Annotated in this window: 9 protein-coding genes; 6 read left to right on the forward strand and 3 right to left on the reverse strand. The window is 70.6% G+C overall.

The genetic code is table 11. The annotated features are described in order from the left end of the window. Positions 1-34: 34 nt before the first annotated feature. Positions 35-1,012, forward strand: a complete 978-nt coding sequence (locus ACZ4N5_RS33730) for an NAD(P)-dependent alcohol dehydrogenase (RefSeq protein WP_467760824.1) — start codon at positions 35-37, stop codon at positions 1,010-1,012. Between the two features lie 18 nt (positions 1,013-1,030). Here ACZ4N5_RS33730 and ACZ4N5_RS33735 read toward each other — a convergent pair whose 3' ends face one another. Next, positions 1,031-1,525, reverse strand: a complete 495-nt coding sequence (locus tag ACZ4N5_RS33735) for a hypothetical protein (RefSeq protein WP_467760825.1) — start codon at positions 1,523-1,525, stop codon at positions 1,031-1,033. A gap of 95 nt (positions 1,526-1,620) precedes the next feature. Then, positions 1,621-2,445, reverse strand: coding sequence for a TNT domain-containing protein (locus tag ACZ4N5_RS33740; RefSeq protein ID WP_467760826.1), 825 nt, complete (start codon positions 2,443-2,445; stop codon positions 1,621-1,623). A 523-nt stretch (positions 2,446-2,968) separates the two neighbouring features. On the opposite strand from ACZ4N5_RS33740, the gene ACZ4N5_RS33745 reads away from it, so the two are divergent. The 3 genes from ACZ4N5_RS33745 to ACZ4N5_RS33755 all read left to right on the forward strand — a co-directional run bounded on the left by ACZ4N5_RS33745 (position 2,969) and on the right by ACZ4N5_RS33755 (position 7,599). Continuing rightward, complete coding sequence (locus tag ACZ4N5_RS33745; protein WP_467760827.1) at positions 2,969-5,032, forward strand: M4 family metallopeptidase; 2,064 nt, start codon at positions 2,969-2,971, stop codon at positions 5,030-5,032. Positions 5,033-5,363: 331 nt separating this feature from the next. Next, entirely contained in the window at positions 5,364-7,028 is a 1,665-nt protein-coding gene (locus tag ACZ4N5_RS33750) for a M4 family metallopeptidase (protein WP_467760828.1), read from the forward strand. A gap of 70 nt (positions 7,029-7,098) precedes the next feature. Continuing rightward, a complete protein-coding gene (locus tag ACZ4N5_RS33755) occupies positions 7,099-7,599 on the forward strand; it encodes a DUF1990 family protein (RefSeq protein ID WP_467760829.1) in 501 nt (166 codons plus the stop codon). A 109-nt stretch (positions 7,600-7,708) separates the two neighbouring features. Here the strand turns inward: ACZ4N5_RS33755 and ACZ4N5_RS33760 are convergent, their stop codons facing one another. Next, the gene (locus ACZ4N5_RS33760) at positions 7,709-10,327 is read right to left on the reverse strand and encodes a glycosyltransferase family 1 protein (RefSeq protein WP_467760830.1); all 2,619 of its coding nucleotides are present in this window, start codon (positions 10,325-10,327) and stop codon (positions 7,709-7,711) included. Positions 10,328-10,654: 327 nt separating this feature from the next. On the opposite strand from ACZ4N5_RS33760, the gene ACZ4N5_RS33765 reads away from it, so the two are divergent. Further along, the gene (locus tag ACZ4N5_RS33765; RefSeq protein WP_467760831.1) at positions 10,655-11,851 is read left to right on the forward strand and encodes a S8 family peptidase; all 1,197 of its coding nucleotides are present in this window, start codon (positions 10,655-10,657) and stop codon (positions 11,849-11,851) included. 222 nt (positions 11,852-12,073) lie between these two features. Then, positions 12,074-14,545 (forward strand): alpha-1,4-glucan--maltose-1-phosphate maltosyltransferase, encoded by a 2,472-nt coding sequence (locus tag ACZ4N5_RS33770; protein ID WP_467760832.1) that lies wholly within the window; start codon positions 12,074-12,076, stop codon positions 14,543-14,545. Positions 14,546-14,642 lie beyond the last annotated feature (97 nt).

The raw sequence follows: 14,642 nt of genomic DNA on the forward strand, positions 1-14,642 counted from the left end.
TTTCCGCACCCCACGAGTGCTTTACGGAGTTCCGATGAAAGCGATCGCCCAGGACCGGTACGGCTCTCCCGACGAACTGGAAGTGAGGGAGTTCGACAAACCGGTGCCGACGGGAAACCAGGTGCTCGTGCGGGTGAAGGCGGTCTCCCTCAACGCGTACGACTGGCACCTCATGCGCGGCGATCCCTATCTGGCCCGGCTGTCCTTCGGCGCCCGCCGGCCCAGGCAGCGGATCCGGGGGCGGGACTTCGCGGGTCTGGTGGAGGCGGTGGGCGCCGACGTGAAGCGGCTGCGTCCCGGGGACGAGGTGTTCGGTGAGGCCGACGGGGCGTTCGCCGAGTACGTGTGCGCCGCGGACGACGTGGTGGAGAAGAAGCCGGCGGGTCTGACCTTCGAGCAGGCCGCCGCGCTGCCGCTGGCGGGGAACACCGCCCTCATGGGGCTGCGCGACGTGGCACCGCTGCGGCCGGGGCTGCGGGTGCTGGTCAACGGCGCTTCGGGCGGTGTCGGCACCTTCGCCGTGCAGATCGCCAAGGCGTACGGCGCGGAGGTGACCGGCGTGTGCAGCGCGAGGAACGCGGACCTGGTGCGGTCGCTCGGCGCGGACCGCGTCATCGACTACGCCACGGTGGACTTCACCCGCGAGGGGCAGCGCTACGACGTCGTGTTCGACCTGGTGGGCAATCGCTCCCTGACCGCGTTCCGGCGAGCGCTGACGCCCCAGGGAACGCTCGTGCTGTCCGGCGGCGGGGTGTCCGAGGGCGGCAGTCTCTTCGGGCCGATGGGGCTCATCCTGCGGGGACCGGCCCTGTCGCGCTTCGTCGGTCAGCGGATTCTCACCTTGACCGCGAAGCAGCGCGGGGAGAACCTCGCGACCCTGCGGGAACTCGTCGATTCCGGGAAGGTCACCCCGGTCATCGACCGGACGTACGCATCCCTGAGCGAGGTCCCGGAGGCCATCCGCTATCTGGAAGTGGAGCACGCCCGGGCGAAGGTCGTCGTCACGGTGTGAGACGCGATGGGATGCAGGCTACGCGGGACCGTCGCTTTCAGCGGTCTCCTCGCCTGGCCCCCGCCGGGCTCCTCGCGGGGCCTGCTCCCCGGGCCCTTGCCAGGTTCCTCGCGGGGCCTTCTCGCCGGGCTCCTGTCGGGGCTTCTCCCCGGCCTCCTCGCGGGCTCGGCGGCGCAGCTCGGCGAGGGCCTGTTCCAGCTCCTCGTCGGCCTGCCGTTGCAGGGCCTCGGGGTCGCGCCCCGGACCGGCCGGCGCTTCGGGCGCGGGTTCCGGGGCGGACGACTCGGCGGTGAGCCGGTCGTAGATCCACCGACAGGCCTCGTCCTCGTCGGCGAACCGCTCGAAGACCTGGTGTGCCCCTCGCTCGTGGACGCCCACCGTCCATTCCCCGTCGTGTCCTTCGAGGAAGTAGCGGTCGTCCGCGCGGTGGCCGCCGGGGCAGTCCGCGATCTCGTAGGACGCGGCGGGCACCCCGGCGGCTTCGAGGGCCCGGCACAACGCGAACCGGTCCATGCCGTGAGCCTTCCGCCGGGGCGGGAAGCCGGGCCCGGTCACAGACGGGGCCGGCTTCCGCGCGGGGTTGCGCGCCACCGTGGGCGGAGGCAGGGTCAGTTGCCGATCCGCACCAGCGTGCCATTGCTCACGAGGTCCCCCACCGTGGTGCGGGGGATGTCCGGGCAGAACTTGCTCGACGTCACGTACTGGGTGCCGAGGCCTCGCTGCTCGAACCCGGGGGCGGTCCTGCCCGCGCAGACCGTCACGTCCTTGGCCAGCCGGTAGGCGTGGTAGTTGTACGGGTAGCGCGGGTCCATGGTGTTGAGGCTCGACGGCGGGATGGCACGCTTCCCGTACTTGGTGCCCGCCGGGGCGAGGAAGCGGCCCGCCTCGCCGCCGATACGGTCGAGCTTCAGGCCGGCGTGGAGCACCAGGGGCGTGGCGAGCACCGTCCCGTTCCGGTGGGTGAAGCCGTCGTCCGGCGGGTAACGCCAGTCGCCCTGGCCCGAGTCGGCGGTGGGGTCCCACCACTTGTGGAGGAACGTCACGGCGGTGAGGCCGCCGAGCCGGTCGTACCCGTCGAGGATGCGCCCCAGCGCGCCCCTGGTCGGCAGCCGCCGCGGGCCCAGCCGCCAGTCACCGCAGAAGTAGAGGCGCTCCAGCCTCGGCGGGATGGGGTCCGGCACGAGCCCCCTGCACACTCGCGGCCGGTCGTATCCGCCGTGCTCGTCCGCCGGCTTCACGTGCTGGTCCGCCGGCTTCACGTGCCCGGCGGCCGGCTTCGGCACGGGGGTGGCGGACAGGGGCCGCGTGACGCCGCTCGTACGGCTGTCGTCCGGACGCGCGGGCGCCGCGGACGAGGCGGAAACGCCGAGCGCCAGGGAGCCGGTCAGACCTCCCAGAGCCGCGAGGCTCGCACACCAATGTGACCTTCTCACCAAACCTCCTGCGGGAATACGTGTCCGGATCGCACGGCCTCGCGCAGCTGAGGCGCCGGGAGCGGCCGGAATGTCGGGATCACTCAAACCGCAGGGGACGGACGCGGGCGAGCGGACGTGCCGGAAGGCGCCCGAAAGGGTCTGGGCTTCATTCCGTTGCGGCCGGCGGGCCGGTCATCTGGCGGTACGCGCCACCCGGCCGGCGCCTCGCGCCGGTGCGTAGGGAGCAGCCCGTCTCCGCGTCCTTCTGTCCGGTTCACGCCCAGGCGAACACCCGAAGGACAGTCCGTATATCGAACATGACTAACCGGACAACGAACCGTTTCAGGCCATTTTAGTGACGCGGTCCTGACAGAAAGGGTTATCTCCTGCCACTCTTCCCTCGGCTACTTCACAGCAACCTCACAGCTACGTCCGCTGTGTTGTGCCGCACGACCCCATGCACCTGGTTCCGCGTAACTCCCAGTTCTGCCCGGACGGGTCATCCATCGTCCGGTCTCCCCTGGCCGCGCGACCCGCGGCCATGCAGAAGGAGTCAGTGTTGAGCACCAGTTCTCCCCACAGACGCACCTCCCACATCACCAAGCGCCGCGTCACCGGTGTCGCCCTCGTCGGCGTCACCGCCCTGCTGGCCGCGGCCGTCCAGTCGGGGGCCGCGAGCGCCGCCCCGGAGCAGGCTCCGCGGGCGGGCAGGATCAACCCGGGCGCCGTCGCCATGAAGCTCACCCCCTCGCAGCGCGCCGAGCTGATACGCAACGCCGACGCGGCCAAGGCCACGACCGCCAAGGACCTGGGTCTCGGCGCCGGCGAGAGCCTCGTCGCCCGTGACGTCATCAAGGACCACGACGGCACCGTCCACACCCGCTACGAGCGGACGTACCAAGGACTGCCGGTCCTCGGCGGCGACCTGGTCGTCGACACCTCCAAGTCCGGGAAGACCGGGCACGTCTACAAGGCGACGAAGGCGTCCCTCAAGGTCGCCACCCTCAAGCCCGCGGTCGCCGCCGGCACGGCGGAGAAGCAGGCCCTGTCCGCCGCCAAGGCCGCCGGCTCGAAGAGCACCGCCGCCGACCGCGCGCCCCGCAAGGTGATCTGGGCGGGAAGCGGCAGGCCGACCCTGGCCTACGAGACGGTCGTCGGCGGCCTCCAGGACGACGGCACCCCGAACGAGCTGCACGTCATCACCGACGCCGTTACCGGCAAGAAACTCTACGAGTACCAGGGCATCGAGACCGGCATCGGCAACACCCAGTACAGCGGCCAGGTGTCCCTGACGACCACGCAGTCGGGCTCCAACTTCACGCTGACCGACGGCGCGCGCGGCGGCCACAAGACGTACAACCTGAACCACGGGACGTCCGGCACCGGCACGCTGTTCTCGCAGACGAGCGACACCTGGGGCAACGGAACCACGTCGAACGCCGCGACGGCCGGCGCCGACGCCCACTACGGCGCCGCGGAGACCTGGGACTTCTACAAGAACACCTTCGGCCGCAGCGGCATCAAGAACAACGGCGTGGGAGCGTACTCGCGCGTCCACTACGGCAACGCGTACGTCAACGCGTTCTGGGACGACAGCTGCTTCTGCATGACGTACGGCGACGGGTCCGGGAACAACGACCCGCTGACGGCGCTGGACGTGGCCGGCCACGAGATGAGCCACGGCGTCACCGCCAACACCGCGGGCCTGAACTACTCGGGCGAGTCCGGCGGTCTGAACGAGGCGACCTCCGACATCTTCGGCACCGGCGTGGAGTTCTACGCCAACAACTCGACCGACGTGGGTGACTACCTCATCGGCGAGAAGATCGACATCAACGGTGACGGCACCCCGCTGCGCTACATGGACAAGCCGAGCAAGGACGGCGGCTCCGCGGACAGCTGGTACTCCGGTGTCGGAAACCTCGACGTGCACTACTCGTCGGGTGTCGCCAACCACTTCTTCTACCTGCTGAGCGAGGGCAGCGGCGCCAAGGTCATCAACGGCGTCAGCTACAACTCGCCCACCTCCGACGGGCTTCCGGTCACCGGCATCGGCCGCGACAAGGCGCTGCAGATCTGGTACCGCGCGCTCACCACGAAGTTCACCTCGACCACCAACTACGCGTCGGCCCGCACCGGCACGCTCGCGGCGGCGGGTGAGCTGTACGGCACGACGAGCGCCGAGTACACGGCGGTGCAGAACGCCTGGGCGGCCGTGAACGTCGGTTCACGTCCGGGCGGTGGCGGCGGTGGCGGCACGTCGTTCGAGAACACGACCGACGTATCGATTCCGGACAACGGTCCGGCGGTCACCTCGTCGATCACGGTCACCGGCCGCACCGGCAACGCCCCGTCGAACCTCGCGGTCGCCGTGGACATCGTGCACACCTGGCGCGGTGACCTGGTGATCGATCTGGTCGCCCCCGACGGCTCGACGTACCGCCTGAAGAACTTCAGCTCGTCCGACTCGGCGGACAACGTCAACGCGACCTACACGGTCAACGCCTCCTCCGAAGTCGCCAACGGCACCTGGAAACTCAAGGTCCAGGACCAGGCGGCCCAGGACACCGGCTACATCAACAGCTGGAAGCTGACCTTCCCGTAGACCGCAGCCGACCTCCGCGTGGACCGCGGCGGAAGTCGGTACGCGGGCAGGATGCCAGGGCGCCGTCCCGGAGGTTCAACTCCCCAGGGCGGCGCCCTCCTTTGCCCTGGAGGGGGTTTGCGATGACCCGCTCTTGGCGGCGACCGGCCCGCCCCCGGGAACCCAACTGTTCACCTGATCGACGATTTTCGGCCAAGGTCTTTATGGGCTCCTGACATGTACGCGCCCGGGGTGGCACGCTTCACCCGCACGGCTCACCCGCACCGCAACTTCACAACCGTCCGTCCGGCCACCCCACGCCGTTCGGACGCCCCCACAAGAAGGAGCTTGCGTGACCCCCCTCTACGCGCGTCACAAGCGCACCACTCTGGCCATCGCCACCGCCGTCGCCGCCGGAGCCCTGCTCGCCGCCGGTCTGACCACCGGTGCCGCCGCCCAGACCGCGGCACTCCCCGCCGGCAAAACCACCCCCCTCGCCGGTTCGCCCGTCCTGCTGTCCAACTCCGCGCGCACCGCGCTCATCAGGAAGGCCGACGCCGCCACGGCGGAGACGGCCCGGCAGATAGGCCTCGGCGCCAAGGAGAAGCTGGTCGTCAAGGACGTCGTCAAGGACGCCGACGGCACCGTCCACACCCGTTACGCACGCACGTACAACGGACTTCCGGTCCTCGGCGGCGACCTCGTCGTCCACGAGTCCAAGGCCGGCAAGACCGAGGGCGTGACGAAGGCGACCAAGACGTCCATCAAGGTCGCCTCGCTCAAGCCGCTCGTCACGACCGCCAAGGCCGAGAAGCAGGCGCTGACCGTCGCCAAGGCCGCGGGCTCGGACAAGACCGCCGCCGACCAGGCCCCCCGCAAGGTGATCTGGGCCGCCACCGGCAAGCCGACCCTCGCCTACGAGACCGTCGTCGGCGGCCTCCAGGACGACGGCACCCCCAACGAACTTCACGTCATCACCGACGCGGCCACCGGCAAGAAGCTCTACGAGTACCAGGGCATCGAGACCGGCACCGGCAAGACCCTCTACTCGGGCACGGTCACCCTCAACACGACCCTGTCGGGCTCGACGTACAGCCTGACCGACGGCACCCGCGGCGGCCACAAGACGTACAACAAGTCGCACACCACGTCCTCCTCCGCGGGCACGCTGTTCACCGACGCGGACGACGTGTGGGGCACCGGCACGGCCTCCAGCTCCACCACCGACCAGACCGCGGCCGCCGACGCCGCGTACGGCGCGCAGGAGACGTGGGACTTCTACAAGAACACCTTCGGCCGCAGCGGCATCAAGAACAACGGCGTCGGAGCGTACTCGCGCGTCCACTACGGCAGCGCGTACGTCAACGCGTTCTGGGACGACAGCTGCTTCTGCATGACGTACGGCGACGGCACCAGCAACACGCACCCGCTGACCTCGCTGGACGTGGCCGGCCACGAGATGAGCCACGGCGTCACCGCCAACACGGCGGGCCTGAACTACTCGGGCGAGTCAGGCGGTCTCAACGAGGCGACCTCCGACATCTTCGGCACCGGTGTCGAGTTCTACGCGGCGAACTCCTCCGACGTGGGCGACTACCTCATCGGCGAGAAGATCAACATCAACGGTGACGGCACCCCGCTGCGCTACATGGACCAGCCCAGCAAGGACGGCGGCTCCGCCAACTACTGGTCCTCCAGCGTCGGCAACCTGGACGTGCACTACTCGTCCGGCGTCGCGAACCACTTCTTCTACCTCCTCTCGGAGGGCAGCGGTTCGAAGACGATCAACGGAGTCAGCTACAACTCCCCGACCTACAACGGCTCGACGGTCACCGGCATCGGCCGGGCCGCGGCGCTGCAGATCTGGTACAAGGCGCTGACCACGTACTTCACGTCCACCACCAACTACAAGTCCGCCCGCACGGGCACCCTCTCGGCGGCGGCCGCGCTGTACGGCTCCGGCAGCACCCAGTACAACGCGGTGGCGGCGGCCTGGACCGCGGTCAACGTCAGCTAGTACGAACGTAATCGAACCGAGGCGGCACCCGGCACCGAACGGTGCCGGGTGCCGCCTTACTCTTGCCCCCATGCCCTACACGTACGAGGACGTGGGCGCGACCCGCGAGGACCGCTGCCCCCCGGGCTTCCACCGACTGCATGTCCGCTTCCGGATCGGCGAGGGCGAGGCCGTCTTCCGGCGCGCCTCCGAAGCCCTGATGACCTGGGAGCTCCACCGCGCCATGGGAATCGGCATGGTCTCCGACGCCGACAAGGCGGCACCGGGCGTCGCCGTCACGGTCGGTCTCGGCCCGATCAAGGCCCCCTGCCGCGTCGTCTGGACCGCCGAGGAACCCCGGCGCACCGCCTGGGCCTACGGAACGCTTTCCGGCCATCCCGAGTCCGGCGAGGAAGCCTTCGTCGTCTCCCGTACCGGCGACGGCACCGTCTGGCTGACGATCACGGCCTTCAGCCGCGCCGCCAAGTGGTACTCACGCGCGGGCGGCGCCGCGGTCCGAGGCCTGCAACACGCCTACGCCCAGCGGTGCGGGAAGGTGATGCGGCGGCTGTGCGAGGGGCTCGACAGCTGAATCCGCCCGCGAACGCCGGGCCGGCGGGACATCGCGAAGGCCGACGGCGTCAACGCTGAGGGCGAGCCATGACCCATGGCTCGCCCTCCGGCGGTTGCGCCCCCGCGCCTCACCGCATCAGCACGCCCGCCCCCTCCCCCATCTCCTCCGAAGGCACCGCCACCAGCCCCAGCTCCGCGCCGGAGGCCAGCAGGCGGTGGGCCGGCAGGATGCGGACCGTGTAGCCGAAGGAGCCCGTGCGGTCGAGGGACAGCGGGCCCTCGTACACCCAGCGGCCCTCCAGGTCGGGGCCGCCGGTCGGTTTCAACGGGACACAGACCGCGTCCGCGATGCGGTCGTCCGTGTCGACGCGGCCCGCGACCGCCTGGACCTCCACGTCGTCGGGGGCGAGGTCGCCGAGGCCGACGCGGACGCGCAGCGACAGGGTGGTGCCGAGTTCGGCGGTCGTGGTGGCCGAGGACGCCTCGACATGGTCGACGGTGATCCGCGGCCAGGCGGCGCGGACCCGGGACTTCCAGACGGCCAGTTCGCGGGCCGTCTCGGCGGTGAGGGAACGGTGGGCCTGGGCCGCCGGGGCGTACAGGCGCTCCACGTACTCGCGCACCATCCGGCCCGCCAGGACCTTCGGGCCGAGGTGGGTCAGCGTCCGGCGGACCATCTCGATCCAGCGGTCCGGCAGACCCGCCTGGCCACGCTCGTAGAAGCGGGGGGCCACCCGCTGTTCGAGGAGGTCGTACAGGGCCCCGGCCTCCAGCTCGTCGCGGCGGTCGTCGTCGGTCGCGGTGCCGTCCGCGGTGGGGATCGCCCAGCCGAAGTCGGGCTGGAACCACTCGTCCCACCAGCCGTCCAGGACGGAGAGGTTGAGGCAGCCGTTGAGCGCCGCCTTCATCCCGCTCGTGCCGCACGCCTCCAGCGGGCGCAGCGGGTTGTTGAGCCAGATATCGCAGCCCGGGTAGAGCTTCTGCGCCATCGCCATGCCGTAGTCGGGCAGGAAGACGATCCGGTGGCGCACCCGGGGGTCGTCCGCGAACCGGACCAGCTCCTGGATCAGCCGCTTCCCGCCGTCGTCCGCCGGGTGCGCCTTGCCCGCCACGACGATCTGGACCGGCCGCTCGGAGTGCAGCAGCAGGTCCATGAGCCGGTCGCGGTCACGCAGCATGAGGGTCAGCCGTTTGTACGAGGGGACCCGGCGCGCGAAGCCGATGGTGAGGACGTCGGGGTCCAGCACTCCGTCGATCCAGCCGAGTTCGGCCGTGCCGGCGCCGCGCTGACGCCAGGACGCCCGGAGCCGGTCCCGTACCTCCAGCACCAGTTGTTCCCGCAGCACCCTGCGCAGGTCCCAGATCTCCTGGTCGGCGATCTCGGCCACCGCGTCCCACCGGTCGGAGCCGCCGACGGTCAGCGCGTCCTCGGTGCGCTGCGCGCCGATCTGCCGGGCGCCGAGGCGGAAGACCTCGGGCGCCACCCAGGTCGGCGCGTGGACGCCGTTGGTGACCGAGGTGATCGGCACCTCCTCGGGGTCGAAGCCCGGCCAGAGTCCGGAGAACATCTCCCGGCTGACCTGGCCGTGCAGTAGCGAGACCCCGTTCGCCCGCTGGCCGAGGCGCAGGCCCATCACGGCCATGTTGAAGAGGTTCGGCTCGCCTCCGGGATAGGTCTCCATGCCGAGGGCGAGGATGCGCTCCACGTCGATGCGCGGGAGTTCGGCGTCGGCGCCGAAGTGGCGGGCGACCACCTCCCGGTCGAAGCGGTCGATGCCGGCGGGCACGGGGGTGTGGGTGGTGAAGACGGTGCCGGCCCTGACCGCCTCCAGGGAGGACGCGAAGTCCAGTCCCTCGTCGGCGAGTTCGGCGATCCGCTCCAGGCCGAGGAACCCCGCGTGCCCCTCGTTGGTGTGGAACACCTCGGGCTGCGGGTGCCCGGTCAGCCGGCAGTACGTCCGGACCGCCCGCACCCCTCCTATGCCGAGCAGCATCTCCTGCAGCAGACGGTGTTCGCTGCCGCCGCCGTACAGCCGGTCGGTGACCCCGCGTTCGCCGAGGTCGTTCTCCTCCACGTCGGAGTCGAGCATGAGCAGCGGGACGCGGCCGACCTGGGCCAGCCAGATCCGGGCACGCAGCGCGCGGCCGCCGGGCAGGGCGAGGGAGACCTGGGCGGGCGTGCCGTCGTCCTCGCTCAGGGGCACGACGGGCAGTTCGTTGGGGTCGAGGACCGGATAGTGCTCCTGCTGCCAGCCCTCGCGGGACAGGGACTGGCGGAAGTAGCCGTGCCGGTAGAGCAGGCCCACGCCGATCAGTGGGGCGCCGAGGTCGCTGGCGGCCTTGAGATGGTCGCCCGCGAGGATGCCGAGGCCCCCGGAGTACTGCGGCAGCGCGGCGGTGATGCCGAACTCGGGCGAGAAGTAGGCGATGGCGGCGGGCAGGTCGGAGGTCTGCGTCTGGTACCAGCGGTCGCCGGTCACGTACTCGCGCAGGTCGTCGGAGACCGCGGCGAGACGGCGCAGGAAGCGGCTGTCCTCCGTGAGCTCCGCGAGCCGGCCGGCCGACACGCTGCCGAGCAGTCGTACGGGGTCGCCGCCGCACGCGGCCCAGCGCTCGGGGTCGACGGACTGGAAGAGATCGCGGGTCTCGGCATGCCAGGACCAGCGGAGATTGCGAGCCAGGTCGCTGAGCGGGTGAAGGGCTTCGGGGAGAACGGGTCGGACGGTGAATCTGCGGATCGCCTTCACGAGTTCCACCTTCACACAGGACGTACGCGGCAGAGGGACGCACGGCGTTGTGCGGCCTTCGTCACCCACGACGTTAGCGGCGAGGGTGCCTTCGCGACACGGCGCATCGCGGCACTGCCCCGGATGGGGCCGACCGTGTGACGTCGGCGAGAAATCGACGCAACCATCACGGACACCCCCCGGACGGTATGGCCGATTCCGCCCTCATGGGCGGCCTTGTGGCGCTTCGCACCGCACGAGAGGCTCACCGGGTGACGTACGACGGACCCTGCCCACAGCGGTCGGCTCCGGTCTCGGTACGTCGAGTTGAGGAGGGGAACTCAAGTCATGGCACGGACGAGGAAGTGGCGTCTGCGCTGGGCGGTGGGTCTCACCGCGGTCACGACGGCCGCGGCGCTTTCGGCCATCGCCCCACCCGCGCAGGCTGCCCCGGAGGGGCAGATACTCGGAGCGGGGGAACCCGGCTCCGTCAGCGGGAGCTACATCGTGACGCTCAAAGGGGGTACGCGGGCTCCGTCGTCGGCCGGCACGGGCATCGCCGAGCGGTACGGAGCGATAATCAGCCACACCTACGGCACGGCCCTCAACGGCTTCGCCGTGCGGGTCGACGAGAGACGGGCCCGGTGGCTCGCCGCTGACCCCCGGGTGGCCTCGGTCGTCCAGGACACCCGGGTGACGCTCGACCGCGTCCAGGGGAACCCGCTCTCGTGGGGCCTGGACCGGATCGACCAGCCGAGCCGGCCGCTGGACAAGCGGTACACGGCATCCGGGTCGGCGGGTTCGGGGGTGACCGTCTACGTCATCGACACCGGCATCCGCGTCACGCACCGGGACTTCGGGGGGCGGGCGAGCTACGGCTGGGACTTCGTCGACAACGACAGGACGGCACAGGACGGCAACGGCCACGGCACCCATGTCGCCGGAACCGTCGCGGGAACCGGGTACGGCGTCGCCAAGAAGGCCCGGGTCGTCGCCGTCCGCGTCCTCGACGACAAGGGGGCCGGCTCCACCGCCCAGGTCATCGCCGGCATCGACTGGGTCACCCGGCACGCGAGAAAGCCGGCCGTGGCCAATCTCAGTCTGGGCGGGTACGCCAACGCCCAGCTGGACGCGGCCGTCCGCAACTCCATCGCCTCCGGCGTGACCTACACGGTCGCGGCGGGCAACTCCGGACTGCCGGCCTCGCTCTACTCCCCGGCCCGGGTCGCCCAGGCCCTCACCGTCGGCGCGAGCGACCGGACCGACGCGCGGGCGGGCTTCTCGAACACCGGATCGTCGCTCGACCTGTTCGCGCCGGGGGTGGACATCACGTCGGATTCGTACACCAGCGACACGGGCAAGGTGACGTACTCCGGTACGTCGATGGCGAGCCCGCACGCCGCCGGCGCGGCCGCGCTGTACCTGGCGGACCATCCGAGGGCAGCACCGGACCAGGTGGTGAAGGCGCTGGTGAAGCGGGCGGTCCAGGGAAAGATGTCGGGCGTCGGCCCGGGTTCACCGAACAGGCTCCTGCAAGTCGGCTGACACTGGTGGGACGCTGGTACAACCAGGGTGATTCGGCCACACCGCACCGGCCTCGCCTGCCCGGGACGAGGCCGGTCTTGTGTGTAGACATACGCGTGAGTAGTTAACAAAGTGCCGGAATGCTCACCCGCATAGGGTGGGAAGGCTCCCCCGGTACACCCGCAGGCCCCACCTCCCCACACCCTCATCCGCCCACCCACGTTGACGCGGACAGGAGCGGTCATGCCCGCCACGCACCACACGTCGCCACCCCCGACGACCACCCCCGAGACACCCCGAACGCGCAAGGCCGAAGCCCGTCCCCGTACACCTGAGAAACCGTCGGCCGCCCCCGGCGCGACCGACTCCTCCGCGCGCTCCACGACCGCCGACTCCGCCGTCCCGGGCATCGACACCTCCGTCGCAGATACCCCCGCCGCCGGTCCGTCCGTCGCCGGTCGGTCCGCCCCGGACACCACCGCTCCCGACACATCCGCTCCGGGAGCGGATGTGCCCCGCGTCGCCGCTCCCAAGGCAAAGACAGCCAAGGCCTCGCCCAAGACGGTCAAGGCCTCGCCCAAGACGGCCAAGGCCGCTCCGAAGGCGGGCAAGGCCGCTCCCGGGGCGGGCAAGGCCGCCGTCCCCGCCACCCGCACCCCCGATGCCCCGCTCGCCCCCGCCGTCACCCCGGCGACGGCCGTCGGGCGCATCCCCGTCCTCGACGTCCGCCCGGTCGTGCAGAACGGGCGCCGTCCCGCGAAGGCGGTGGTGGACGAGGAGTTCGAGGTCTCGGCCACGGTCTTCCGCGAGGGCCATGACGCGGTCGCCGCGAATGTCGTCCTGCGCGATCCGGACGGCCGTCCCGGCCCGTGGGCGCCGATGCGCGAGCTGGCCCCCGGCACCGACCGCTGGGGTGCCGGGGTGAGCGCCGGCGCGGAGGGCCGCTGGACGTACGCGGTGGAGGCGTGGGGGGATCCGGTCACCACCTGGCGGCATCACGCGGGGATCAAGATCCCGGCCGGGATGGACACGGAACTGGTGCTGGAGGAGGGTGCCCTGCTGTACGAGCGGGCGGTCGCCGCCCTGCCGAAGGGGCCCAAGGGCAAGAGCCGCAGGGACACGCTGCTCGGGGCCGTCGACGCGCTGCGCGACACCGGCCGTCCCGTCTCCTCCCGCCTCGCCGCAGCCCTCACCCCCGAGGTGGACGAGGTGCTGGCCCGCCATCCGCTGCGCGACCTGGTGACCTCCTCCGAGCCGTTGCCGCTCCTCGTGGAGCGGGAGCGGGCGCTGTTCGGTTCCTGGTACGAGTTCTTCCCGCGCTCGGAGAGCGGTCGGGGCGGACAGCTGGATCCGCCGGTGCACGGCACGTTCCGTACGGCCGCCGAACGCCTGCCCGCGATCGCGGAGATGGGCTTCGACGTCGTCTACCTCCCGCCGATCCATCCGATCGGCACGACCTTCCGCAAGGGCCCGGACAACAGTCTGTCGGCGACACCGGAGGACGTCGGTGTGCCCTGGGCCATCGGCTCCCCGGAGGGCGGTCACGACGCGATCCACCCCGACCTGGGCACCCTGGAGGACTTCGACGCCTTCGTGCGCCGGGCGGCCTCGCTGGACCTGGAGATCGCGCTCGACTTCGCCCTCCAGTGCTCCCCGGACCACCCCTGGGTGGAGAAGCATCCGGAGTGGTTCCACCACCGCCCGGACGGCACGATCGCCTACGCGGAGAACCCGCCGAAGAAGTACCAGGACATCTACCCGATCGCCTTCGACCAGGACATGCCGGGCCTGGTCCGCGAGACCGTGCGGGTGCTGCGTTTCTGGATGGACCACGGCGTACGGATCTTCCGCGTCGACAACCCGCACACCAAACCGGTGGTCTTCTGGGAACAGGTGATCGCGGACATCAACGGAACCGACCCCGACGTCATCTTCCTCGCCGAGGCGTTCACCCGCCCGGCGATGATGCGGACGCTGGGGGCGGTCGGTTTCCAGCAGTCGTACACCTACTTCACCTGGCGCAACACCAAGCAGGAGCTGACGGAGTACCTCACCGAACTCTCCGGTGATGCGGCCGCCTGCATGCGGCCCAACTTCTTCGTCAACACCCCCGACATCCTGCACGAGTTCCTCCAGCACGGCGGCCGGCCCGCCTTCGAACTGCGCGCCGTCCTCGCCGCCACCCTGTCCCCCACCTGGGGCATCTACAGCGGTTTCGAACTCTGCGAGAACGTCCCGCTGCGCGAGGGCAGCGAGGAGTATCTGCACTCCGAGAAATACCAACTGCGCCCACGGGACTGGGCGTCGGCGGAGCGGGACGGCCGGAGCATCGCGCCACTGGTGAGCGAGCTCAACGCGATCAGGCGACGCAGTCCCGCGCTGCGCCGGCTGCGTGATCTGCACTTCCACCACGCCGACCAAGAGGCGGTGATCGCCTACTCCAAGTCCGTGACGGACGCGCGCGGTTCGAACACGGTTGTGGTGGTGGTCAACCTCGACCCCCACCACACCCAGGAGGCCACGATCTCGTTGGACATGCCGCAACTCGGCCTGGAATGGCACGAGTCCGTGCCGGTGCGCGACGAGCTCACCGGCGAGACCTACACCTGGGGCAGGACCAACTATGTGCGCCTGGAGCCGGGATCCCGGCCCGCGCACATCCTCACCGTCCTGCGACCGTCCTCACCGCAGATCGGAGGGTCACCCACCACATGATCGTCAATGAGCCCGTCCCGGATACGTTCGAGGACACCCCGGCCAAGGACCGCGATCCCGAGTGGTTCAAACGCGCCGTCTTCTACGAGGTCCTGGT

The sequence above is a fragment of the Streptomyces sp. NPDC026500 genome, from assembly GCF_055567635.1.